The sequence below is a fragment of the Collinsella sp. TF11-5AC genome, assembly GCF_003436775.1.
Taxonomy (GTDB): Bacteria; Actinomycetota; Coriobacteriia; order Coriobacteriales; family Coriobacteriaceae; genus Collinsella.
The window spans coordinates 19,876-45,040 of sequence record NZ_QSQO01000019.1 but is presented as its reverse complement, the minus strand read 5'-3'; the positions used below and the strand labels follow the sequence as shown (position 1 = coordinate 45,040).

General features: G+C 61.8%; 19 protein-coding genes and 2 tRNA genes. 7 read left to right on the top strand and 14 right to left on the bottom strand.

The window, feature by feature from the left end:
* Window positions 1-424 precede the first annotated feature (424 nt).
* Entirely contained in the window at window positions 425-2,668 is a 2,244-nt protein-coding gene (locus DXD16_RS08150; protein ID WP_117655758.1) for a DEAD/DEAH box helicase, read from the bottom strand.
* 560 nt (window positions 2,669-3,228) lie between these two features.
* On the opposite strand from DXD16_RS08150, the gene DXD16_RS08145 reads away from it, so the two are divergent.
* The 4 genes from DXD16_RS08145 (at window position 3,229) to DXD16_RS08130 (ending at window position 6,878) form a co-directional block, all read left to right on the top strand.
* Window positions 3,229-5,568: a cation-translocating P-type ATPase gene (locus tag DXD16_RS08145; RefSeq protein ID WP_117655757.1), complete on the top strand. Its 2,340-nt coding sequence runs from the start codon at window positions 3,229-3,231 to the stop codon at window positions 5,566-5,568.
* A gap of 147 nt (window positions 5,569-5,715) precedes the next feature.
* Window positions 5,716-5,937 carry a heavy-metal-associated domain-containing protein gene (locus DXD16_RS08140; protein ID WP_006235338.1) on the top strand — a complete coding sequence of 74 codons (222 nt, stop codon included), beginning with the start codon at window positions 5,716-5,718 and terminating at the stop codon, window positions 5,935-5,937.
* Window positions 5,938-5,985: 48 nt separating this feature from the next.
* On the top strand, window positions 5,986-6,258 hold the full coding sequence (locus tag DXD16_RS08135; RefSeq protein ID WP_055285698.1) for a metal-sensing transcriptional repressor: 273 nt from the start codon (window positions 5,986-5,988) through the stop codon (window positions 6,256-6,258).
* A 146-nt stretch (window positions 6,259-6,404) separates the two neighbouring features.
* Window positions 6,405-6,878, top strand: coding sequence for a hypothetical protein (locus DXD16_RS08130; protein ID WP_117655756.1), 474 nt, complete (start codon window positions 6,405-6,407; stop codon window positions 6,876-6,878).
* Window positions 6,879-7,011: 133 nt separating this feature from the next.
* Here the strand turns inward: DXD16_RS08130 and DXD16_RS08125 are convergent, their stop codons facing one another.
* The 5 genes from DXD16_RS08125 to gltB all read right to left on the bottom strand — a co-directional run bounded on the left by DXD16_RS08125 (window position 7,012) and on the right by gltB (window position 17,391).
* On the bottom strand, window positions 7,012-8,382 hold the full coding sequence (locus DXD16_RS08125) for an amidohydrolase family protein (protein ID WP_233502677.1): 1,371 nt from the start codon (window positions 8,380-8,382) through the stop codon (window positions 7,012-7,014).
* A 408-nt stretch (window positions 8,383-8,790) separates the two neighbouring features.
* Window positions 8,791-9,867, bottom strand: coding sequence for a hypothetical protein (locus DXD16_RS08120; RefSeq protein ID WP_147326473.1), 1,077 nt, complete (start codon window positions 9,865-9,867; stop codon window positions 8,791-8,793).
* A 277-nt stretch (window positions 9,868-10,144) separates the two neighbouring features.
* Window positions 10,145-10,852 (bottom strand): hypothetical protein, encoded by a 708-nt coding sequence (locus DXD16_RS08115; RefSeq protein WP_117655753.1) that lies wholly within the window; start codon window positions 10,850-10,852, stop codon window positions 10,145-10,147.
* 354 nt (window positions 10,853-11,206) lie between these two features.
* A complete protein-coding gene (locus DXD16_RS08110; RefSeq protein ID WP_117655752.1) occupies window positions 11,207-12,688 on the bottom strand; it encodes a glutamate synthase subunit beta in 1,482 nt (493 codons plus the stop codon).
* 5 nt (window positions 12,689-12,693) lie between these two features.
* Window positions 12,694-17,391 (bottom strand): glutamate synthase large subunit, encoded by a 4,698-nt coding sequence (gene gltB, locus DXD16_RS08105; RefSeq protein ID WP_117655751.1) that lies wholly within the window; start codon window positions 17,389-17,391, stop codon window positions 12,694-12,696.
* Window positions 17,392-17,957: 566 nt separating this feature from the next.
* Here gltB and gpmA point away from each other — a divergent pair.
* Both gpmA and DXD16_RS08095 read left to right on the top strand, forming a co-directional pair.
* On the top strand, window positions 17,958-18,704 hold the full coding sequence (gene gpmA, locus DXD16_RS08100; protein WP_199408180.1) for a 2,3-diphosphoglycerate-dependent phosphoglycerate mutase: 747 nt from the start codon (window positions 17,958-17,960) through the stop codon (window positions 18,702-18,704).
* 75 nt (window positions 18,705-18,779) lie between these two features.
* Window positions 18,780-20,036 (top strand): Nramp family divalent metal transporter, encoded by a 1,257-nt coding sequence (locus tag DXD16_RS08095; protein WP_117655749.1) that lies wholly within the window; start codon window positions 18,780-18,782, stop codon window positions 20,034-20,036.
* Between the two features lie 307 nt (window positions 20,037-20,343).
* On the opposite strand, the gene DXD16_RS08090 is transcribed toward DXD16_RS08095, so the two are convergent.
* From DXD16_RS08090 to DXD16_RS08065, 6 genes are all read right to left on the bottom strand, one after another.
* Complete coding sequence (locus DXD16_RS08090; protein WP_055251878.1) at window positions 20,344-20,487, bottom strand: rubredoxin-like domain-containing protein; 144 nt, start codon at window positions 20,485-20,487, stop codon at window positions 20,344-20,346.
* 89 nt (window positions 20,488-20,576) lie between these two features.
* Window positions 20,577-21,080 (bottom strand): flavin reductase family protein, encoded by a 504-nt coding sequence (locus tag DXD16_RS08085; RefSeq protein ID WP_117655748.1) that lies wholly within the window; start codon window positions 21,078-21,080, stop codon window positions 20,577-20,579.
* A 155-nt stretch (window positions 21,081-21,235) separates the two neighbouring features.
* Window positions 21,236-21,706 carry an SsrA-binding protein SmpB gene (gene smpB, locus DXD16_RS08080; RefSeq protein ID WP_006235325.1) on the bottom strand — a complete coding sequence of 157 codons (471 nt, stop codon included), beginning with the start codon at window positions 21,704-21,706 and terminating at the stop codon, window positions 21,236-21,238.
* Window positions 21,696-22,613, bottom strand: a complete 918-nt coding sequence (locus DXD16_RS08075; protein WP_055251875.1) for a hypothetical protein — start codon at window positions 22,611-22,613, stop codon at window positions 21,696-21,698. Before DXD16_RS08075 ends, smpB begins: the two co-directional genes overlap by 11 nt.
* Before the next feature lie 95 nt (window positions 22,614-22,708).
* Window positions 22,709-22,785, bottom strand: a tRNA-Glu gene (locus tag DXD16_RS08070).
* 17 nt (window positions 22,786-22,802) lie between these two features.
* Window positions 22,803-22,876, bottom strand: a tRNA-Gln gene (locus DXD16_RS08065).
* A gap of 276 nt (window positions 22,877-23,152) precedes the next feature.
* Between DXD16_RS08065 and DXD16_RS08060 the strand changes: the two genes are divergently transcribed.
* Window positions 23,153-23,563, top strand: a complete 411-nt coding sequence (locus tag DXD16_RS08060) for a hypothetical protein (RefSeq protein WP_117655747.1) — start codon at window positions 23,153-23,155, stop codon at window positions 23,561-23,563.
* A 72-nt stretch (window positions 23,564-23,635) separates the two neighbouring features.
* Here the strand turns inward: DXD16_RS08060 and DXD16_RS08055 are convergent, their stop codons facing one another.
* Both DXD16_RS08055 and DXD16_RS08050 read right to left on the bottom strand, forming a co-directional pair.
* Window positions 23,636-23,995, bottom strand: a complete 360-nt coding sequence (locus tag DXD16_RS08055) for an arsenate reductase family protein (RefSeq protein WP_117655746.1) — start codon at window positions 23,993-23,995, stop codon at window positions 23,636-23,638.
* 92 nt (window positions 23,996-24,087) lie between these two features.
* Window positions 24,088-25,140 (bottom strand): MupG family TIM beta-alpha barrel fold protein, encoded by a 1,053-nt coding sequence (locus DXD16_RS08050; RefSeq protein ID WP_117655745.1) that lies wholly within the window; start codon window positions 25,138-25,140, stop codon window positions 24,088-24,090.
* Window positions 25,141-25,165: the final 25 nt, after the last annotated feature.

The window sequence follows — 25,165 nt, the reverse complement described above, 5'->3', positions numbered from 1 at the left end:
GGACCTCGGGACGCTCTTACACCACGTCTGCGCGCGCCACCAACGTGACCGCGCCAGCACCGCCGCGGGTGGGCAAAACTGTAGGGCGCCGTATCGTTCTAAGTCCCGACATGGCGAGAATGACGCGCCCCTGCTCCGGAAAACGGCGAAATCTGACTCGGAACGCTCGCTAGGGATATCCGAAGGCCACCGTTGGCGACGTCGAATCATATGCAGACAACTCGAACTGCAGAATACTCCAAAAAATGCACGGCGCACCCCATAGGACCCATTGCTGCATGGCGGAAAATAGGTCCTCAGCATCCCCCAGATGCATTCCCGAGAAAATCACGTTTGAATTAGCGATGGACACGGCAAACAAAAGGGCCCGAGCGTTGTTTGCTCGGGCCCTTAGCTTGTCTCACGCTAGCGCGCGATGCGCATCTTACTTGCGCTTGCCGCCGCCGTCACCGGGGCGACGGGAGCTGCCGCCGCGCTTGCCACCACGGCTGTTGCCATAGCTGCCACGGTTATCGCGACCGCCGGCACGGCCGCCACGGGAGCCGGTCTGGTTGCCGCCACGCCCGCCACGATAGCCGCCACGACGCTCCTCGCGGGTATCGTCGTAGTTGCGCCAGTCATCGCGACGATCGCGGCTGGCACGCGGGTCACGACGATCGCGCGACTCGTTAGAACGACCAGCGCCGCCGCGGCCGCCATTGCCGCGAGCACCCTCGCGACGCTCGCCGCCGCGGCTACCGCGCTCTTCAAAGCGCTTGCCGCCACGGGACTCGCCGCCGCGGGTGCTACGCTCACCACGGCCTTCGCCGCCACGGCGCTCATTGCGCCCGCCGCGCTCGCCATCGCGACCGGAACGACGACGGTCGCCCGCACCGCGTTTGCCGCCACGCGAACCGCGGCCCTCGTCCTCGCGCTCAACACGGCGACGACCTCCACGGTCCTCGTCCTCACGACGACGGCGGTGTGCCTCGCCCTGGAACTGCTTGGCACGGCGCTCGGCACGGTTGCCGCGCGGGCCCTGCTCAACAGCACCAGCGCGCTCCTCGGCAGCCACCTCGCGAGCCACGCTCTCCACAGCCTCGTCCACGCGAGCCTGAACGCCCTCGCGCACGCGGGTCTTGCCGCCGCGCTTAGGACGGCTCGGACGCTCGCCGTCGCCGCGACGCTCGTCACGACCGCGGTTGGAACGACCGGCCACATCACCGTAATCGTCGCCGTTGCGCTTGCCGTCGCGACGCGCCTGCTCAAGCTTCTTCTTGCTCTTGGACTTGCCTCGCTTGGTCTTCTTCTTCACCTTAAAGGCCGCAGGGTCGCGCTCGGGATCAACCGCGGGCGGATTGGGGCCCACGTGCAGGTCGCCGGCCTCGTAGATGTCGGCGGTCTTGTCCATGAGCTTCTCGATCTCGTAGAACTCATCGACATCCTGCTCGGTCACGAACGTAATGGCCCAGCCCAGCTCGCCGGCGCGGCCCGTACGGCCGATGCGGTGGATATAGTCGGTCGGCTCGGCCGGCACGTCAAAGTTCACGACGTAGCGCACGTCGCTAATGTCGATGCCGCGGGCGAGCACGTCGGTTGCCACCAACACGTCGACGGTACCGTCGCGGAAGGCCGAAAGGGCACGCTCGCGCTGGGCCTGGCTGCGGTTGCCGTGAATCGCGGCGGCCTTGATGCCCTTGCGCTCCAGGCGACGGCAGCAGCTGTCGGCACGGTGCTTGGTGCGCATAAAGACGATAGTGCGCTCCGGGCCCTCCTTCTTGAGGAACTCGGGCAACAGGTTATTCTTGGCCTCGATGGACACCGGGAACACAAACTGGTCGACGGTGTCGGCGGTCGACGTGGCAGGCGCAATCTCCACGCGTGCCGGGTCGCTCACCAGGTCGGTGATCTCGCCCACGGCCTCCTCGTCGAGCGTCGCCGAGAACAGCAGCGTCTGGCGCTCGGCAGGCGTCTCGCGCACAATGCGACGGACGGCGGGCAAAAAGCCCATGTCGAGCATGCGGTCGGCCTCGTCGAGCACCAGCACCTTGACCTCGTCCAGGTGGCAAGCGCCCTGCTCAATCAGATCGACCAGACGGCCCGGCGTGGCGACCAGGATGTCGCAGCCGTACTTGAGGGCCGCGGTCTGGGGCTTGTAGCTCACGCCGCCCACGACGGTCACGGCAACATGGCCCGTAACGTCGGCGATCTTGCTCGCGACCTCGTCAATCTGCTGTGCGAGCTCGCGCGTGGGGGTGATGACGAGCATCACGGGACCGCGGCCGTTGCCCTCGGGCTTTTTAGCACCGCGACGGCGGTTGCGGCCGCTGCGCTCGCGCACAGGCTTGGGCGGAGCGATGTGCTCCAGGTTGTTCATGGTCGGCAGCAAAAAGGCAGCCGTCTTGCCGGTGCCGGTCTGAGCGGCGGCAAGCAGGTCGCGGCCTTCGAGCACCACGGGGATCGAGCCGGCCTGCACGGGCGTCGGCGCCGTGTAGCCCAGGTTCTCGATAGCACGAAGTATCTCGTCCGAAAGTCCCAGCTCGTCAAAGGCGGGCAGGTTCTCGGTAGCGGACTCGACGGCCTGGGCAGCATTGGCCTCATCGGCGGCATCGAAGGCAGCCTGGGTCATGGCCTCGCGGGTCTCGTCCAGGATCTCGGCGTCGGTGACGTCGGATACAGAATTACGCATATGTTGTTGTTCCTTATCTGCACGCGCAATGGGCACGGCATGCGGCCGCGCGGGCGTGCTTGGTAGTGCGCTAATACATACAAAAACGGGTGCGCACAGAGAGGACGTTGCTCAGCACGCTGGCGATCGCTTTGGCAGCCCTATCACGCGCCGTCCAGACGCAGCAGCTCTAAGCGATGGAGCAGATTCGCCGCTGGTTAGTATACCCGTGCATCGCATGCCCCCACGTAAACCACAGATGACGAGGCGGACGCAGCGGACCTGGGCCAATTGTCTCAATCTGTAACAGATACTCAGCAAAAACCGGTCCAGCTGTTATAGATCGAGACAAACTCAAACCTCGCAAAACAAAATCTCGATCTATAACAATTAGAGGTCATTTTCCCTGCTAGATGTTACAGATTGAGATGTTTGGCAGGGACTGCCAACGATTGAGCAGCCGCCCTCATCTGTAATGAAAAGTCATACATTCCAACTATTACTAGACACCCCCAGGGGGTATGGGTGTATAGTATCGGTTGGTTAACAATTCCAACACTAAACTACAGAAAGGAGAAGCCATGGCTCAAGATAAATTCGATGTGGGTGGCATGACGTGCGCCGCCTGCCAGGCGCACGTAGACCGCGCCGTGAGCAAGCTCGACGGCGTCGAGAGCGTCGCGGTCAATCTGCTCGCCGGCTCTATGCTGGTGGACTACGACCCTGCGCAGGTCTCCCCCGACGATATCTGCACCGCCGTCGACCGCGCTGGCTACTCGGCCTCACCCGTCAGCACGGGCACCGACGCCGCCCAAAGCGGCAGTACGCAAGCCAGGTCCGGCGCCGCCCATATGGAGTCGCCGACCAAAAAGTTGGAGGCCGCCGCCTCTGCCATGCGCACCCGCCTCATCGTCTCAATCGTCTTCCTCATCCCGCTGTTCTACATAGGCATGGGGCACATGCTCGGTTGGCCACTGCCCGGCGTCTTCACCGACCACACCCACAGCATGACGCTCGCCCTCACCGAGCTCGTCTTGCTCATCCCCATCGTCCACGTCAACGACGCGTACTTTATCAACGGCTTCAAGTCGCTCGTGCACGGCGCGCCCACCATGGACGCCCTCATCGCCGTCGGCGCCACCGCTTCCATTGCCTGGTCGCTCTACGCCATGTTCATCATGGCCGACCAGCTAGCCGCAGGTCAGGTGCACGAGGCCATGATGACGGGCATGGACAACCTCTATTTTGAGAGCGCGGGCACGATTCTGTCGCTCGTCACCGTGGGCAAATACCTCGAGACGCGCAGCAAGTCCAAGACCGGCGGCGCCATCGAGGCGCTCATCGACTTGGCGCCCAAGACCGCGACCGTCGTTGCCGATGACAGCACCGAGACCACGGTGGACGTCGACAGTATCCTTCCCGGCCAGGTCCTGCGCGTGCGCCCCGGCGAGTCTATCCCCGTCGACGGCGTGGTACTCGAGGGCGCGTCGGCCGTGGACGAGAGTGCGCTCACCGGCGAGTCCATCCCCGTGGAAAAGACCGCCGGCGACACCGTCAACGCCGCCACCGTCAACCGCACCGGTTCGTTTACCTTCCGTGCCACACGCGTGGGCGCCGACACGTCGCTTGCCAAAATCATCCAGCTCGTCGAGGACGCCAACGCCACCAAGGCGCCCATCGCCCGCCTGGCCGACAAGGTCGCCGGCGTGTTTGTGCCCGTGGTGTTCGTGATCTCGGCCGTGACCTTTGCGGTATGGATGGCGCTGACCGGCAGCATAAACGAGGCGCTCACCTCCGCCGTGGCCGTGTTGGTGATCAGCTGCCCGTGCGCACTCGGCCTGGCCACGCCCGTCGCCATTATGGTGGGCACCGGCAAGGGCGCCGAGATGGGCATTCTGTTTAAGAGCGCCGAGGCGCTGGAGAATCTGCGCAACGTGGGCACCGTGGTGCTCGATAAGACCGGCACCGTCACCCGCGGCAAGCCGGCCGTGACCGACATTGTGGTTGCCGTGCGCGCCGACGGCTCGCCCGCCATGAGCGAAAAGTCGCTGCTCAAGCTGGCCGCCGCGTTGGAGCGCTCGAGCGAGCACCCGCTGGCCGAGGCGATTATGGCCGAGTGCGAGGCACGCGGAATTGTCGCGCGCATGGTCGAGGACTTTGCCGCCGTGCCCGGTCGTGGTGTAACGGCGCGCGAGGGGCAGAATGTCATCGCCGCCGGCAACGTACGCCTGATGAACGAGTTGGGCGTTACCGTGCCCGCGGGTCTTACCGAGCAATTTGCCGCCGAGGGCAAAACACCGCTGTTCTTTGCCAAGAACGGCGAGCTTGTCGGCACCATCGCCGTGGCTGACGAGGTCAAAGAGACGAGCGCCGGGGCCATCGCCGCGCTCCGCAAGCTCGGCGTCGACGTGCGCATGCTCACCGGCGACAACCGCGTGACGGCCGAGGCTATCGCCCGCCGCGTGGGACTCACCAGCGAACAGGTCATCGCCGACGTCCTCCCCGCCGACAAGGAACGCCACGTGCGCGAACTGCAGGATGCGGGCGGCAAGGTCGCCATGGTGGGCGACGGCATCAACGACTCCCCCGCCCTGGCGCGCGCCGACGTGGGCCTTGCGATCGGCACCGGCGCCGACATCGCCAAGGAGGGCGCCGACGTGGTACTCATGCGCAGCGACCTCATGGATGTTGCGCGCGCCATCGAGCTTTCGCGCGCCACGATCCGCAACATCAAGCAGGACCTGTTCTGGGCGCTGTTCTACAACGGCATCGGCATTCCGCTGGCGGCAGGCGTGTTCTTCCCCCTCACCGGTTGGCAGCTCTCGCCGATGTTCGGCGCCGCGGCCATGAGCCTGTCGAGCGTGTGCGTCGTAAGCAATGCGCTGCGCCTACGAACCTTTAAGCCTAAAGTGGCAAAATAGGTTCACCCTTAAGTCCATTTAGAACGGGTTTTCCAGGTGCCCGAGATTGACCTGAAAGAGGAGCGACGCGTACTTTGGTACGCGAGCGACGGCTTGAAGGCCAAGGTCGGGTGCCTGGGAAAGCCGACACAACAGAGAGGAATACCGATGCGATACACAATCAAGACTTCCGGCCTCATGTGCGGCCACTGCGACGCCACCGTCGAGACGGCGTTGCTCAACGTTGCCGGCGTGACCGACGCCGACGCCGATCACGAGACCCAGACCGTCCAGGTTGAGTGCGCCGACACCGTGACCGCCGAGCAGCTCGCTGCCGCCGTCGAGGGCGCCGGCGAGAAGTTCCACGCCCTGTCCGTGACCGCCGCGTAGCAGCTACCAGAAGCATTCGACCCCATCGACCAGAAACGAGGACCCGCCATGATGGCAGACCACAAATCGGTGACCCGCATGCTCAAGACGGCACGCGGCCAGATCGACGGCATCTTGCGGATGGTCGATGAGGACCGCTACTGCGTCGATATTTCCACGCAGCTCATGGCAACGCAGGCGCTCATTGCGCGCATCAACGCCGACGTGCTCAAGGCGCATATCGAGGGCTGCGTGACTTCGGCAATCGAATCGGGCGACGAAGACCTCAAGGCCGCCAAGCTCGCCGAGATCGAACGCGTCGTCGACAAGCTCTCCAAGTAATTGGGGCATTGGGGACGGACTGCTTTGCACCTTCTTGGTGCATCGGGGACAGGTATGTTTGCACCACCTTGGTGCAGATTGACCTGTCCCCCTTGCTCTAAATCGGGTATAAAGGCGTGCAGCATATCGAACGAAAGGCAATTTGCATGAATGACTTTATGAAGGGCCGCAATGGCGCCGATGAGCTCACCATCGTTATGGGCTTTGTCGGCATCGTCATCGCGATGATCGGATCGATAGCCCATATCCAGTGGCTCAGCTGGATTGCCATCGCCGTAATCGTGATTGGCGTGCTGCGCGGCCTGTCCAAAAATATCGATGCACGTCGCAAGGAAAACGCGGCCTTTGTCGCCGCGACCGCTAACGTCCCCGGCCTGGGCAAGTTCGTAGCGAGCTTGGGTAGCGGCACCGCGGCTGCCAACGCCTCGCGCACGGCCGGTACCAGCAAGGAAGACTTTGAGCGTGCCAAGCGCACGGCCAAGAAGATGTGGAAGGGTCGCAAGACCACAGCATACCTCAAGTGCCCCAACTGCGGCCAGATGCTCTCCGTCCCCAAGGGCAAAGGCAAGATCCGCGTCACCTGCCCCAAGTGCCACGCCAAGATGGAAACCCGCTCCTAGCGCCCGCACGCGGGACAAATTAATCAGGTTTGTTTGTCCCAAATCTTAAGTATTTGTTCGATAAAAAAGCCGAGGCCTCGTGTTGAGACCTCGGCTTTTTGCATGCGGCAACGGAGCTGCCCCTTTGTCACATCTACGCCACACCGTCGCGGGCGAGCTCCTCAGCCAGCGCTTCGGCAGGCATGGCCATAATCGCGTCGAGCTCGGCGTCCACCTCGGGAATACGCTTCACCTTGAGTTTGCGCACCAGATCACCACGGCACATCACGTACGTCGGCTCACGCAGTGCGCACAGATCATCGAGCGGGTTCTTGCGCGTTACCAAGATATCGGCAGCCTTGCCGCACTCGATCGTACCGGTCTCGCCGCCCAGCCCCAGCAGCTCGGCATTGATCTGCGTAGCCGTATGCAGCGCAAAGGCGTTGCTCACGCCCACGTACTTGGCAAAAAAGGCAACCTCACGCCACATGTCGTACTGCGTCACAAACGGGCAGCTCGAGTCCGTGCCCAGGCCCACCTTAACGCCAGCTTCCAGTGCGGCACGGGCGCTCTCGATGATGCCCGAACACACAATGTCGCCGTTCTTCTTTTGCGTGTCGGTCGAATGGGTCTTCTCCGGATCGAGCAGCACAAACGGCAGCGCGGGGCTGATAGTGCAGGTAACGCTGGGCGCACGCCCCTCAAGCTGCGTGCCCGCGGCGCCGCGGTACAGTTCCAAGATCTCGGGAGTCATCGGGGCACCGTGCTCGATCGTATCGACGCCGGCCTCAAGCGCGGCCTTCACGCCCTCGGTGCTCTCGACATGAGCCATAACCGGCAGGCCCACCTCGTGCGCAGCCTTGCACGCCGCCGCGGCAACCTCGACCGGCATGCGCAGCACGCCCGGCTCACCTACTTCGGTCGCGTCGAACACGCCGCCCGTCACGAACAGCTTGATGACGTCGGCACCGCGCGCATACAAGTCACGCACTTGTTCGGCCGCCTCATCGGGGGTATCGGCGACCTGCGCGAACAGCCCCGCACCGTGACCGCCCGGCACCGTGACACCCGTTCCCGGCGCCACCAGACGCGGACCCTGATACTTGCCGGCGTCGATAGCGTTGCGCACGGCAATATCGGCAAACAGCGGGTCACCCGCACCGCGCACCGTGGTCACGCCGCTTGCCAACTGCTGCTGGGCGCTGCCCTTAAGAATATGGCGCACGATGGCGCGCCCCACGGGATTATCGAGCTTCTTCATCAGCGCGCCCGCATCGCCGGCCGAGACAGGCTTGCCCGAGCCGCACAGGTGCACATGCATATTGATGAGGCCGGGCATGAGGTACGCGCCGGCCAGGTCGATGACCTCGGCACCTGCAGGCGCCTGCGCCACAGCACTCGGCCCCACCCACGTGATGACACCGCGCTCAACGGCCACGGCCATATCGGGTTGCGGCTCCATATGCTCCGAGCCATCCAGGACGGTCGCATTGATAAACAACGTGGAACGATCGGCAGACGCCATATCGAGCTCCTCCCTCACGAGCAACTTGAACATTTGTCCATTATCACCCAGTGCGGCAGGGTTGCTGCGGACATATCGGTTAACGGAGAAAGGATGAGACACGGAGAACGGAATGCATTGCAGTCCCATCCCAGCGACATCCGGGAAATGTCTAGATCTGTAACAGGTAGACCGGGTTTTAGCAGCCAGATGTTACAGATCGAGATCTTTCGGCACCGCGTCCAACCTTTGTCTCAATCTGTAACAAGTAGACAGGTTTTCGGCCTCTAGATGTTACAGATCGAGATATTTTAGCGGCAGCCAACCTTCTGTCTCGATCTGTAACAGTTGCGAGGCCAAACGGCCCCTTGTTGTTACAGATCGAGACAAACTCGGCAGGAACAACCACATCCGCGTCAGTTACACCCCTCAGCGCCCATACCACTGCCGCCTCCACTGCTCAGCCAAATCGGCCCGCTGTGGAATTCCCGCCAGTCTCATCTTTTCAGCCAGGTTCCCCGGGTTCTTGAGTTCATCAAACGTAAACCGAAGCACCTTGTGTCCGAGCATCGTCAGATGAGACTCTCGCTGACGTTCTGCCACGAATGGGTCAACCGACTCCCGACCCTCGCCGCTCTGCAAGGTGTACTTCCCCTTTCCGTCGAGCTCGCCGATGACACACGTCCCGTCCTCGAGCCGCCAAAAATAGTCGACGCGAAACACCTGGCTCGGATCGAGCGGGTCGCGAAACTCCACCTGCAGCTCCGGAACCGGAAAGCCGTACGCAATAAAGAATGCTCGGAACCGAGACTCGCCGCCGTTTTCAGACAGCCCGTCCGCATACGACGCAATCACCTGTGCCCTGCGATACCCTCGCCTGCCCTCGCAATCGGCGCGGAGGCGCTCGCACAAATCCCCACGTGATACGCCTTTCGCCCGCAGTGCAGAATCGGCAATCGCCAACCCATAGGAGAACGGCGCACGCAGTAGGCAATCCTCCACCGTGCGCCAAAACGACGTCACCCGCACGCCATCAACATGCTCGAGTGCGCCCGCCATCTGCGGACGCAACAACCTGCACCCGCCGCTCAACGTCACCGAACAACCCGTCTTAACAAGAAAACGCGACCCAAGCAGATCATTCGGCACCTCCAGACCCCACAAAAGCGCCGCGTCATAGCCCCAAAACGCCCAATCGGGATGAAACTCTGCAAGCCCTTTGATGGTACGCAGCGTTCGCTCCGCCGGCGTCAGCACACCCCAATCATGTTGAAAGCAGAACAAATACGGCTCGGGCTCCGCAATGTCATCGGTTCCCACATGGCGCCGCAGCCACATGAGCTCGGCATTGTCATGCGTTGCGAGCAGCGCACCTTGCTCGGTCGCCTCCGTGAGTCGCGCGAGCATCCTATTCCGCGCCAACGTGTTGCGAGTCGTATGTTTGTGTTTGAGAACGGTATTAGGCACTTCCATCACCACCACATCGGACAAATGGACCATCGTCACCGTTGCCTCCGCTGATAAATGTCTTGATCTGTAACAGGAAGACCGATTTTTGGACTGTAGATGTTACAGATTGAGACATTCCCCCAGCCAGGTGCCAAACGTCTCGATCTGTAACAGTTAGACGTTCTCCAGGCCCCTAAACGTTACAGATTTAGACAAACCAGCGGCGCCCAAGCATTCGTCTCGATCTGTAACAGGTAGACCGGTGTTTTGCCCCCAAACGTTACAGATCGAGACAAAAAGGCAAAAGGCAAGGCAGGCGACAACTACCCATCCCCTACTCCCACTCCTGCTCGTAGATGTTGAGCGACTTTACGTACCGCCCCTGGGCGCCCATGATGTCGCGGACCAGACGCAAGAAGAAGCAGATGCACGAGGTGTCAAAGCCGTCCTGCAGGTCCTCCGGATGCACCGCACCCGGCCCATCGACCGCCGTATCGCTCAGCCGCGCGATGTCATACAGGTAGAGCTGTCCCGCCGTAAGCCAGACATCGTCGACGCAGGCGAGGCGCACCGCAATCGCGCCGTCACTCCAGTGCTCCTTCTGCACGATATGCGAATCGTAGACATCAAAGCGATGATCGGTGCGCGTGTCCTTCAGCGCGACCATACCAGTCGCAGGATCCTTGTCCAAAATGCCAAAGCGCGAGAAGTACTGCGTGTCGCGCACCTGCTTAAGTCGCCCAAGCGAGGCAGGAGAAATTGACGCTGGCGGCTCATCCACATATAGCTCAAGCAGCGTCTTGCCATGGCGATAGGGGCGCTCAAACAGCAGCCAATCGGTAAACGCCATGTTGTAGGCCATGATTTCGTTTTGAGAAGGTTCCTCGCAATAGCTGAGCCACGGATCGACGATAATCTCGAACTGCTCGCGCGCCGGCTCCAGGAATTGAAACTTCCGCAGCATCCAAAAGTGAGCCATGTCAGCAATATCGTTGCCGACGGCCTCGGCCAGCTGCGCTCGATCAAAAACTTGGTCAGTCATGGCATCCTCCTCAAACTGATGGACCTCAATTTGAGCTTACGAGGAGGGTGGGCAGCCACGACCAGCGCGGACAAAATAGGCCTCCGACTGCAAACCAGATGCTGACCAAACACCTGACGAAAAGCTTGACCGAAAATGCGCGCCGCAACAAAACCGCAGGTAAACATCGACGGCCAACCCGCCCTTTTGAGCCAGATGCCCGCAGCCACCACAGAAACAACAGGTGACCACAGCCCAAGAAGTCGACAAATGAACACCCGCACGTCGACAAACGAGCAAATTGCTCGCAAAGAGTGTCCCCAACGACTAGACAAAAAAATGGCTAGTCATTGGGGACGTTCTTAAATGACTACTTTACAGCTCCAGCGCCTCGGCGACTTCGGCTGCGCAGGCCAGGGCATCGGCCATGGCACTCACCACGAGCGAGCTGCCGTTGCGGGCATCACCCGCCACATACACCGGCGCGGCATCCGCGGCGACGCCCTCCGTGCGAGCCGCGAGATGCGAGCCCTCGGCAGCCATCACCGGCAGCGGACGACCAGCGGTGGCAACAGGCACGCTCACCGCATCGAACACACCGTACTCCGGACCCGTAAAGCCGCAGGCGATGAGCACCAGCTGCGCCGGCACCTCGTGCTCGGAGCCCGCGATGCGCTCGGGCTTTCCCGCCGACCAGTCCAGATCGACCACGCGCAGACCCGCAGCCGCACCCTTCTTGTCCAGCAGCACCTCGAGCGTATCCACGCCCCAGGCGCGCATCTCGCCACCCATCGCAGCAATAGCCTCCTGCTGGCCATAGTCGGCCTTCTTCACATTGGGCCACTGCGGCCAGGGGTTGCTCGCCGCGCGCTTATCGGGCGCAGCCGGCAAGAACTCAAACTGGCGCACGCTGCGCGCGCCCTGACGCACGGCAGTACCCACGCAGTCGTTGCCCGTATCGCCACCGCCAATAACCACGACGTCCAGGCCGCGTGCGTTCACCGCGGGCTCGCCGCCATCGAGCACCGAGACGGTCGAAGCCGTCAGATAGTCCACGGCATACACCACGCCGGGCGCATCGATGTTCGCAGCCGAAAGCCCGCGCGGGGCACGGGCGCCGGCAGCCACCACGACGGCGTCAAAGTCGTCGAGCCTGGCGGTAACCTTGGGATCGCTCACGTCGGCACCAAGCTCAAACACAATGCCCAGCTCACGCATGAGCGCTACACGGCGCTCGACCACAGACTTCTCGAGCTTCATGTTGGGAATGCCGTACATGAGTAGGCCGCCGGGGCGGTCGTCGCGCTCAAACACCGTCACGCAGGCACCGCGACGTGCAAGCTCCCATGCTGCCACCAGGCCAGCCGGGCCGGAACCAACCACGGCGACCGAGGGCGCGTCCTCCCCTGCCGGCTCAAAGCGACGTGGGCCGCCGTTGGCCCACTCATGGTCGCTTATCGCACGCTCGTTATCGTGAATCGTCGTGGGTTGGCCGTCGACCGAGCCCAGGTTGCACGCGGCCTCGCACAGTGCCGGGCACACGCGGCTCGTGAACTCAGGCATGGGCGAGGTGAGCGACAGGCGCTCGGCAGCCTCATCCCAGCGGCCGCGGTACACCAGCTCGTTCCACTCGGGAATCAAGTTGTGCAGCGGGCAGCCGCTCGGACGTGCCTTGCCAAAGCTCGCGCCCATCTGGCAAAACGCCACGCCGCACATCATGCAGCGGCTCGCCTGGGCGCGACGTGCGTCGTCGTCGAGCTCCACGTACAGCGGATCGAAATCACGGCTGCGCTCCTCCACGGGGCGAAGCTCGTGGGTCACGCGATCGATATCAAGAAAAGCACCGGGCTTACCCATGGCACTTACGCCTCCTTCTTGGTCGAAGCAACAGAGCTGGCGTCCACGGACGCAGCACCCGCAGCACCGCCCGCAATATCGAAGCGAGCGACATCCGCGGCGCTCGCGCGACCGGTCACAATGTCAAACGCCAGCTCCTCTGCCTGCGCATGTGTCTTGCCGGCAGCCTCGCTCGCGGCGACAATCGCCAGCACACGCTCGTACTCGGTCGGAATGACCTTCACAAAGTGCTTGCTCATCGTCTCAAAGCTGTAGAGCAGCTTGATGCCGCGCGGGCTCTGCGTCGCGTCCACGTGCTCCTGGATGAGCTCGCGAATCTGCGCCAGCTCGCCGGCAGTCGGGGCCTTGAGCTCAACGCTCTCGTGGTTCACGCGGGCATCGAGCGTGCCGTACTGGTCAAAGACATAAGCCACGCCACCCGTCATGCCGGCAGCGAAGTTCTGCCCGACCTCGCCCAGGATGAGCGCCAGGCCACCCGTCATGTACTCGCAACCGTGGTTGCCGCAACCCTCGACCACCACGGTGGCACCGGAGTTGCGTACGCCAAAGCGCTGGCCGGCCAGGCCGTTGATGAAGCCACGGCCGCTCGTGGCGCCAAAGAACGCAACGTTGCCCACGATGATGTTTTCGTCGAACTTATAGGTCGCATGCGGGTTGGGGCGCACCGACACCTCGCCGCCCGAAAGGCCCTTGCCAAAGTAGTCGTTGGCGTCGCCGCACACGTTGAGCGTAATGCCGCGCGGCAGGAAGGCGCCAAAGCTCTGACCGGCCGATCCATCGCAATCGATGGTGATGGAGCCGACGGGCAGGCCCTCGGGATGTGCCTTGGTCACCGCGTTACCCAGGATGGTGCCCACGCAACGGTTGACGTTGGCGATATCGGCGCGGAAGCGAATCGGGCGCAGGTGCGCGCGGGCGTCGGCCGTGTAGGGCACGAACAGCGTGGAGTCGAGCGTCTTGTCGAGCTCGCTGTCCGCGGCCATCTGGGGCAGGAAGTGACGGCCGTCGGCACCCGGAATATGGGCACCGAACTCGCAGGTCACGCTTGCCAACACGGGCGACAGATCGAGCAGGTTGGCCTTGCGGTTGCCCGGGACCTCGATCTGGCGCAAGCACTCGGGATGGCCGACCATCTCGTCGACGGTGCGGAAGCCTAGGCTCGCCATGACCTCGCGCAGTTGCTCGGCAACAAAGAGCATAAAGTGCTCGACGTGCTCGGGCTTGCCGCGGAAGCCGCGACGCAGGCGACAGTTTTGCGTGGCGATGCCGGCGGGGCAGGTATCCTGCTGGCAGTCGCGCTGCATGAGGCAGCCCATCGAGATGAGCGGCATGGTCGCAAAGCCAAACTCCTCGGCGCCCAACAGGCAGGCAACGGCGACATCGGTACCGTCCATGAGCTTGCCGTCGGCCTCGAGCACCACGCGCGAGCGCAGGCCGTTTTGCAGCAGCGTCTGTTGAGCCTCGGCAAGACCGAGCTCCAGCGGCAGACCGGCGTGCCAGATAGAGTCGCGCGCAGCGGCACCCGAGCCGCCGTTGTGGCCGCTGATCAAGATCTTGTCGGCAGCGCCCTTGGCCACACCGGTTGCGATGGTGCCGACGCCGGCCTCGCTGACCAGCTTGACCGACACGCGCGCGCCGGGGTTGGCATTCTTAAGGTCAAAGATCAGCTCTGCCAGGTCCTCGATGGAGTAGATGTCGTGGTGCGGCGGAGGCGAGATCAGGCCGATGCCGGGCGTGGACTGACGGACCTCGGCAATCCAGGGGTAGACCTTCTTGCCGGGCAGGTGGCCACCCTCGCCGGGCTTGGCGCCCTGGGCCATCTTGATCTGAATCTCGAAGGCGCTGCACAGGTAGCGGCTCGTCACGCCAAAGCGCGCACTTGCCACCTGCTTGATCGCGGAGTTCTTGGAATCACCGTTAGCCAGCGGGGTCTCGCGACGCGGATCCTCACCGCCCTCGCCGGAGTTGGAACGGCCGTGCAGGCGGTTCATGGCGATGGCCATGCACTCGTGTGCTTCCTTGCTGATGGAGCCGTACGACATGGCGCCGGTGTTAAAGCGGCGGACGATGTTGAGCGCGGGCTCGACCTCGTCGAGCGAAACCGGCGTGCGGCCGCTGGCATCAAAGTCGAGCAAGTCGCGCAGACGCACGGCACGGCCGGTGCGGTGCAGGCGGGCGCTGTACTCCTTAAAGGTGTCGTAGCTGTCCTCACGGCAGGCGGTCTGCAGCAAGTAGACAGTCTGCGGATCGATGAGGTGATCCTCGCCGCCGAGCGGGCGCCACTTGGTCAGACCCAGTGTGGGCAGCTGATCGGGAGCCGGGCTCTTAAGGATAGCGAGCGCGGCGTCGTAGCGCTCGTTTTGCTCGCACTCAACGTCCTCGACACCCATACCGCCCACACGGCTCACCGTGCCGGCGAAGTACGCGTTGACGAACTCCGGCGTAAAGCCCACGGCCTCGAAGATCTGCGCCGAATGGTAGCTCTGCACCGTGGAGATGCCCATCTTAGACATGATGGAAACGATGCCGGCGGTCGCAGCCTTGTTGTAGTTGGCGATGCCCTGCTCGACCGTCACGTCCAGGTCGCCGCGTGCCGCCAGATCGCGGATGCACGCATGTGCGTTGTACGGATAGATGCCGCTCGCGGAGTAGCCCACCAGTGCCGCAAAGTCGTGCGGGGACACGGCGTCGCCGCACTCCACCACGATGTCGGCAAAGGTACGCACGCCAGCGCGAATCAGGTGGTTGTGCACACAGCCCACGGCGAGCAGCGACGGCACGGGCACCTCGCCCGCAGCGGCACGATCGCTCAACACCACAATGTTCACGCCGTCGCGGACCGCAGCCTCAACGTCCTCGGCAAGCTGTTTGAGCGCAGCCTGCAGCGCGCCCTCGCCGGCATCGCGGCGGTAGACGGCACGGAAACGACGGGTCTTAAAGCCAACACGGTCGATGGCACAGATATGCTCGAGCTCTTCCTCGTTGAGCAATGGGCGCTCCAAGCGCACCAGCTGACAGGCCGTGCGGGAATCCTCGAGCAGGTTGCCGTGGTTGCCCAGGTAGAGCGTGGTCGAAGTCACCATGTGCTCGCGCAGGGCATCGATCGGAGGATTCGTGACCTGAGCGAACAGCTGATAGAAGTAGTCAAAGAACGAACGCGTCTTCTTGGACAGGCAGGCCAACGGCGCATCGATACCCATCGAGGCGAGCGGGGCCTTGCCCTGCTGGGCCATGGGGCGCACGACCTCGTCAACATCATCCCAGTGATAGCCGAGCTTGGCCATGCGCACGGCGGCGGGCACCTCGGCATCCTCGGCGGGCGCGGGCGCGGCGGGCTCATCGAGCGCGTCGACGGTCAGTGTCTCCTCGGCAATCCAGTCGCGGTAGGGCTTCTCCTTGGCATAGCGGGCGCGCAGCTCGTCGTTGTAGATCACGCGGCCGCGGGCAAAATCGACCTCGAGCATCTGGCCCGGTCCCAGGCAGCCGCTCGTCAGGATGTTCTCGGGGCTCACCTCGATGGTGCCCACCTCGCTTGCCAGCATAAAGCGGCCATCGCGCGTCACGTAGTAGCGGGCGGGGCGCAAGCCGTTGCGGTCGAGGGCGGCGCCCAGCGTGCGACCGTCGGTAAAGGCGATGGCCGCCGGGCCGTCCCAGGGCTCCATGAGCATGGACTGGTAAGCGTCGTAGGCGCGGCGCTCCTCACTCAGGCTATCGTTGTGGTCCCACGGCTCGGGCAGCAACATGGACGCGGCACGCGTGAGCGGGCGACCGTTCATGACCAAGAATTCGAGCACGTTGTCCAGAATCGCGGAGTCGGAACCCTCGCGGTTGATGATGGGCATCACGCGCTCAAGATCGTGCTGCAGCACGGGGCTGTACAGGTTGGGTTCGCGGGCGCGAATCCAGTTGACGTTGCCCTTGAGGGTGTTGATCTCGCCGTTATGGATGATAAAGCGGTTGGGGTGCGCACGCTCCCAGCTGGGCGTGGTGTTGGTGGAGTAGCGCGAGTGGACGAGCGCCACGGCCGTTTTGACGGCGGCGTCGTTGAGGTCGATGAAGAAGCGGCGCATCTGCGTGGCGACCAGCATGCCCTTGTACACGATGGTGCGCGAGCTCATGGAGCACACGTAGAAGATCTTGTCTCGCAGGGCAAACTCGGCATCGGCCTTCTTTTCGATGGTGCGGCGGCACACGTACAGGCGACGCTCAAAGGCATCGCCGGCGGGCGTGTCGTCCGGACGGCCCAGGAAGGCCTGCAGGATAGTGGGCATGCAGGCGCGGGCCGTCTCGCCCAGGTCGTGCGGGTCGACGGGCACCTCGCGCCAAAAGAGCAGCGGCACGCCGGCCTCGGCACAGCCCTCCTCAAACACGCGGCGGGCATCCTCTACGCCCTTGTCGTCCTGCGGGAAGAACAGCATGGCCACGCCATAGTCGCCCTCTGCCGGCAGAATCTGACCGCACTTTTGAGCCTCTTTACGGAAAAAGTGATGCGGAACCTGGAACAGGATGCCAGCGCCATCGCCGGTATTCTTCTCGAGTCCCGTGCCGCCGCGGTGCTCCAAGTTGACCAGAATGGACAGTGCGTCGTCCAGAATCTGGTGATGGCGCTCACCGTTGATATCGGCAAGCGCGCCGATGCCACATGCATCGTGGTCGAATTCGGGGCGATAAAGGCCCTGCTGCTGAGCGGAATCTGCCTGCATCGCGATCCTCCCCTAGATATTTAGACAGTCAGTTGAATAGGCATAGTAGGAGCATCGTCGGCCCGTTGTGTTTCCCACCCGTTTCGAAACAATCGCGTAACGCACGCCCTACGAGTGGACACCGCCGACCTCAAGGGCGAAAACATAGGCCCCAAGTTCGGCCTGCAAACTCACCTCTTCAAACATCTCAATCTGTAACAGTAAGACCCAATTTCGACGACTAACTGTTACAGATTGAGATGTTTTCGAGAGACGGTTCCAAATGTCTCAATCTGTAACATGAAGGGCCGGTTTTTGCAGCTAACTGTTACAGATCGAGATTTTCCATAGGACCATTTCTTCCTGTCTCGATCTGTAACACCTAGGCCCAATTTCCATCCCTAGTTGTTACAGATCGAGACATTTCGGCAGCCCCCCTTCACCATCCCATTCAAATAGAACAATTTTGTTAGTCTTGGTTAACTTTCAAGCTTAAAACGGGTATCCTTTGCGGCGTCAAGCAAACGGCACGCACACCGTGCCAGATCAAGGAGGCCCCTATGGCGCACCAAGCAGACCAGCAGACGATGCAACTCGTCCTTATCCGTCACGGAGAGTCCGAGTGGAACAAGCTCAACCTGTTCACCGGCTGGACCGATGTTGAGCTCACCGACACGGGCCGCGAAGAAGCCGCAGCAGGCGGTCGAGCCCTCAAAGAAGCGGGCTTCGACTTCGACGTCTGCTACACCTCGCGTCTCAAGCGCGCAATTCACACCCTCGACATCGTGCTCGGCCAAATGGATCGCGAGTGGTTGCCCGTCATCAAATCCTGGAAGCTCAACGAGCGCCACTACGGAGCGTTGCAGGGTCTCAACAAGGCCGATGCCGCAGCGGAGCACGGCGACGAGCAGGTGCTCATCTGGCGCCGCTCCTTCGATGTCTGCCCGCCGGCACTCGAGCCGGACGACGCGCGCGATCCCCACACCCAGGAGCAATACCGTGATGTCGCGCCCGATCAGCTGCCCTATACCGAGTGCCTCAAGGACACGATCGCCCGCGCCTGGCCTTATTTCGAAGACGAGATTCGCCCCCAGATGCTCGCCGGCAAGCGCGTACTCATCGCCGCACACGGCAACTCCCTGCGCTCACTCGTCATGAAGCTCGAGCACCTCACGCCCGAGGAGATCCTCAAGGTCAACATCCCCACCGGCGTGCCGCTCGTCTACAACTTCGACACCGATTTCAACGTCCTCGACAAGCGCTACATCGGCGACCCGGCGACCATCGCCGCCAAGATCGACGCCGTGGCCAACCAGGGCAAAGCGCACAAGTAGCCCCAACCCAAATCCGACGCGTGGTGCCGCACGACCCAGATGCGACGTCACGCCGCCCATACGCAGGAGCGCACCATGCTCAACCATCTCAAACAACACTTTGGCTCCCGACGCACCGGTGGTCACGGAGGCCTAGACATTGCGCGGCATATCGGCCCCGGGCTGCTCGTGACCGTCGGCTTTATCGACCCGGGCAACTGGGCCTCCAATATGGCCGCGGGCTCGCAGTTTGGCTACGCGCTGCTGTGGATCGTCACGCTGTCCACGATTATGCTCATTGTGCTGCAGCACAACGCGGCGCACCTGGGTATCGCCACGGGCGCCTGCCTTGCCGAGGCCACGACACGTTACCTCCCCCGCTTCGTTGGACGCACGGTACTCGCCAGTGCCTATCTCGCGACTGTCGCCACCGCCATGGCCGAAGTCCTGGGTGGCGCGATTGCCCTTCAAATGCTCTTTGGGCTGCCCGTGCGCGCGGGCTGCGTCATCGTGGCGGCAGTATCGATGGCGATGCTCATGACGAACTCCTACAAGCATGCCGAACGCTGGATCATCGCCTTCGTAGGCGTGGTAGGACTCTCGTTTTTGGCCGAGCTTGCACTAGTCAAGGTCGACTGGCCGCAAGCCGCCGCAAGCTGGATCACGCCTAGTATGCCCACTGGCTCTGCCGCGATTATCGTGAGCGTTCTGGGTGCGGTCGTTATGCCACACAACCTTTTTCTGCACTCCGAGGTCATCCAATCCATGCACTTCGAAGGCCAAGGCGAGCAGGTTATCGAAGAACGCCTGCGCTACGAGCTCTTCGACACGCTCTTTTCGATGGGCGTGGGCTGGGCAATCAACTCGGCCATGGTCATCCTTGCCGCAACGACCTTCTTTGCGCACGGCATGGTCGTAGACGACCTCGCCGTCGCAGCGGCCACGCTCTCCCCCATCTTGGGCCCGGCGAGCTCGACCATCTTTGCGGTAGCGCTGCTGTTTGCGGGCCTCTCGAGTAGTGTGACGGCGGGCATGGCGGCGGGCACCATCACCGCGGGCATGTTCGACGAGGAATACGACATCCACGACCGACATTCCTCGATCGGGGTGGCGGCCTGTTTCGTCGGCGCAGTGACGGCGTGCCTGGTCGTCCCAAATCCTTTTGAAGGTCTCATCTGGAGTCAGGCGCTGCTGTCGCTTCAGCTGCCGATTACGGTCTTTGTGCTCATACGGCTCACCAGCTCACGCCGCGTCATGGGCAAATATGCCAATTCGCGCCCGCTCAACGCGCTGCTCGTAGGGATCGGTGCCATCGTGACGATTCTCGATGTCGTGTTGTTGACAGGGATGTAATGGGGCGGGGCACCTACTCAGGCAAACGTCTCGATCTGTAACATCTAGACCCGCTTTCGATGTCTAGATGTTACAGATTGAGATCTTCTGCCGGACGGTTTTGGTTTGTCTCGATATGTAACAAGTGGGCCCAATTTCCACCGTTAGATGTTACAGATTGAGACAAAAGGTCGGCCGGACTCACGACGGACAGGATCGACTAACAGCAGCCGTGATCCCTTGGGGGCGGAGGAAAAGGGCCCCGGCCGAGAATTCGACCGAGGCCCTTGGACAGAGCTATGTTCGGCTTTCGCCGTGTGTCTGCGAGCTACTCCTCGACGAGCTCAAACTGATCGGGACCGACGCCGCACACCGGGCACACATAATCCTCGGGCAGCTCGGGCGTATCGACCTCAACCTCGTAACCGCAAACGACGCACACGAACTTATACGTCTTCTTCTCCTCAGCCATGATGTTCTCCTCTCGAACGCGACTGGTGATGTACTTCATTTATCAGTATAAATTCTCAATAATATAATGCAAGTATTTTTAAAACATTTCTAGCCTTGATACGAGGACGCCTTCGGAGGCGTCTTGCCCTTCAGGACCTTATGGTAGTAATCGTAGGTGAGCGGCGTCTCGTCACTCAAGCGCTCGGCATCCTCGACCTCGCCGATAAACAGTAGATGCGTGCCAACATCCACAGTGTCGATCAAATGGCAGCTAAACAGGGCCGCCGCGTGCTCGGGCACATAGGGCATGCCCAGTGCGGTCTCGCGCGTCTCGTACTTGGCAAATTTGTCATAGTCGCTGCTGGTACGGAAGCCAAAGTTGCCAATGTAGAGCATATCGGCCGTCTGGTCGATCACCGTCAGTGCAAAGGCCTTGGCAGACGCGATAACGCCAGACGTGACGTTATCCTTGTTCACGGCAATCGAGATGCGTGGTGGCGCGGACGTCACCTGCACCGCCGTGTTGATGACGCAGCCGGCACGCAGTCCATCGGCCGCGGCGCTCACCACATACAGACCGCTCGGCATCGTAAAGAACGCAGTTTTGTCCATAACGATCACTCCCCTAACCCGGAATCGAACCTCACGGTTGTATGTACCCACAAAAAAGGCGCCGCCCATAACGGACGCCGCCCTTGAGGAATATGTGTCAAAAAAGTTAGGAAGACGGGACGGGCACAGCAGGGCAGCTCCCCGCAAATTCGTTCCTAGCGATTACGCTCCTTAAGCGCGCGGTCGATCTCGCGCTGAACGTCGCGCTTGGCCATGTCTTCGCGCTTGTCGTAGAGCTTCTTACCACGGCCTAGACCCAGCAGCAGCTTTACGCGGCCGTCGGTATTAAAGTAGAGCTCCAACGGCACCAACGCATAGCCGCGGTTGCGCAGCTTGCCGTCGAGAAAATCAATCTCCTTGCGATGCAGCAGCAGACGGCGCCGGCGATCGGGATCACGATTCCACACACCGCCGTGACTGTAAGGGTGAATATGCAGGCCCACCAGCCAGCACTCGCCGCCACGAATCAGCGCAAAGGTGTCAGTGATCTGGCAGGCGCGCTCGCGAATCGACTTGACCTCGGTGCCGCTCAGTTCAATACCGCATTCGAACGTCTCGTCGATAAAATACTCGTGATGTGCCGAGCGATTCTTGGAGATAAGCTTGCGCTCGCGCTTACTGGGCATCGCCGGCCTCCTTGGCGCCATCGGAACCCTTGCCCGCAGCGTCGCGCTTTGCCTTGCGCTCAGCATTGAGCTCGGCGTCGCTCTCGCGCACCAGTTTGATAATCGCTGCGCAGGCCTCCTCGCCCACCAGGTCGCGAGCACGCACCGTCAGGCGCGTCGCCTCCTGCTTGTCGCCGTCGCTCGCAGCATCGGTCGCACACATGATCAGGCAAATGGCAATCTCGGCCGAAGGCGAGGTCGGCACGCCCTGCAGGGCGAGCTCACCCATCACGTGCTCGTCGCTCTCCTCGGCGGCATCGGGATAGGCAGTATGAATCTTGTTGAGCAGGCGCGTCGTATGCGCATCGCCAGGCGCTAAGCGTAGTGCCAAACGCGCACAACCCACGGCGGCCGAGACATTCTCGGTCTCGGGCTCCAAGAAGTACTGCCCCAGGTTGGCATAAGCACGGGCGGCACACTTACCGTCGCTCGCACGCTCCAGCACCGAAAACGAAAGCGAAGCCCACTCCTGCTTGTCCTCGAGCGCGCGGAACAGCTCGGCCAGATCCAGGCGATAGTTACAGTTCATGGGGTCCCAACGCACAGCCTGCATCAGGGCATTACGAGCACTCACATAATCCTGCTGGCGAATGTAGGCAAACGCCATGTCGGAATACAGGCGATCAAAGGGCACCTCGACCTGCACCAGCTCGCGCGGATCCTTTTCCACGCGGCGGTAGGCCAGACGCTCAAACTTGCTATCGAAGCTAAAGTACTGACGGTTCTCCTCCGTCTTGCACTCGGCGTCGATATACTCCTCGGCGAGCTCAACCAGACGCTCCAGCAGCGGCGTCGCCGTGGTCAGGTCGCCCTGCGCCAGATAGTTCTCGGCATACGTGATGTCTTGCAAGCTGATGGGCAGATCCATGACTACTCCTCGATCTGGGCGAAACACGGCAGGCGCCGTATAAACGGTCGATACACAAAACCCGGGTCTCTTGCGAGGCCCGGGCGTTCATTTTGTGGTAGCCCGTACCAGATTCGAACTGGTGATCTCCGCCTTGAGAGGGCGGCGTCCTAAACCGCTAGACGAACGGGCCATATGTAGCAAATGCAATGGCTGGGATGGAGGGAGTCGAACCCCCATTGACGGAACCAGAATCCGCTGTCCTGCCATTAGACGACATCCCAATGACTGCATCGCTGCGCTCGGCTGTGCCTTTGCGCAAGAAAGAAATATACGGGAAGATCCGTCGTGACGCAAGCCCCAATTTTGACTTTTTTGAAATTCAGCCAAATTGGCCCGATTTAGTCCGACCCGTGAAGGACCTGTGGAGCTAGCCGCCGCACACGAAGGGCAGAACGCCGCGAACGGTAGCCGTCGACCGTTGGCAGATTCTATCGCGAAAACGATAGCACCAGGTAACACAATCGAAGTGACAATAATCGCGTAGACATCGAGGCACTATGGACGAAGAGCTGGATTACCTATGGGAGACCTTGGGGCTCGAGATATCCGCCGGACCTTGGCCCGACCGAGACAAAATCCATCCCACGCTGCGTCCCGCCATCACGGTGATGCAAGCGGAATACCGTCGCGCCTCGTTTTTAATTATGCGGACGTCATGGCACGCGGCGCTCCCCGACCTCAAGCGCATCCAGGCAAGCCTCGTCGAGCTGTCCGGCATGCCGACCGTCATATCCGAGACGAACCTGGAGCGGCGGCAGCGCGAGCGCCTGCAGCGGCAACGGATTCCGTTTATCTGCCCCGGCATTCAGGCATACCTGCCCTTTATGGACGAAGAGTACTGGAGCGGCAAGCCCAACAAGCACGTAAAGGTCTACGGTCCGCACGAATGGGCACAGCTCAAGGATTGAGCCGAGCGAGCCCTCCGATGGAAAACACGTCCCACCCCGAGCGCTCAAAACGGGTCGCACTTTCCGCAGCCGCTACAGCAGCGCCTCGGTCCAAGCTGCTTCCCTAAAGCCGGGAATCGCAAAGTCGTCGCCCACCAACAGCGGACGCTTGACCAGCATGCCGTCGGTCGCCAGCAGCTCGTAGCACTCCCGATCCGTCATGCCCGCATCTAGACGCGCCTTCAGGCCCAGCTCTCGATATTTCATGCCCGACGAATTAAAGAAGCGCCGCACCGGCAGTCCCGAACGAGCAATCCAGGTCGCAAGCTCATCAGCCGCGGGATTGTCCAAAACGATATCGCGGTCGATATACTCTACCCCGTGTTCGTCCAGCCATGCCTTGGCCTTCTTACAGGTCGAGCACTTGGGATATTCAACAAACAGTACGGTCATGGGAATCCTCCGAATATAGATCGGCCAACGCAGGCACACGCCACACGAGGCGCCTTCGTATGATGGGCCAATTGTAGCCCACGGGTCACACGCTAAACGAACCGTACCCCGAATCCGCGTCTGATGAACGGCAGCAGCTCCATTGCCTCGGGCGTGATATGGCCCGCAACGTTCATGCGCTCGTCACCGGGAAGATCGACCCGCGCAATCTCAAGCTCGCCTTCGTAGCGCCCATATCCGCTATTGCTCACAGCGATCGACCCCGCCTTTCGCGGCAGGCCGGCTCCGGCATCCGTCGGCACGGAATCCGGCTTATGCGTCGTACGTGACTCCTGAGACCTAAAGATGAGGACACTCGAGTCGGGCCGGTCGTGATGAATCTGCCCGCGCACATAGGCATAACCGGGCTCAAGCTCGCATTGCAGGTCCACGTATCCGGCGGAAACTTGAGCAAACTGCGCCCAGCCCGCATCGGAAAGATCGGGGTCGCCGACCAACACAATGTCGCAATCGGCGCCATGTGCAAGCTCAAGCATATTGAGGGCAACCTTTGACGCGCGACCGCGCTGCGTCTCGACCGTCGGCAGTCCCTCGAATACCGGCCCGCGAACGTTGGCATCGCCCGGCACAAAAGCCATGATTTCGAATCCAAGCGCCGCAAGACGAAGATTCACCCGAGCAATGTCCTCCAGAGCTAAACCGGTATAAGGCTTGGGGTAAAAATTGTGGCAGGCGGCAAAACGAGTCACATCGGCACCGGCCTCACGCCACGATGCGATTTCATCAGAACTCACCGTCGATGCATTGACCACAATGCGAAATACACCGGACAGCTCCGCGACCCGCCGGGCGCTAAAGCCATAGTCCAAACGAAGGTATTCCAACCCCAGATCGCGCAGGTCCTCGATGCGCTCAAGCCCGAGCAAATCGCACGTGCGCGGCCCCACATCGGCAATGAGCGCAATGCCGCGGGCGGAAAGCAGCGACAGCACATGACGGACCTTATCGGTATACGCCGCTCCCCCATCCTCGGGAATATGCAGCGAGGTGAACGCATAGCGCGCACCCGCCGCGGCACCGTGTTCAATCGTCCGCTCAATATCCTGCAGAGGGTTGGAAAGATAAATCGAAATACCCGTTTTCACGCTTCAACACTCCTTTAAAAAAGGC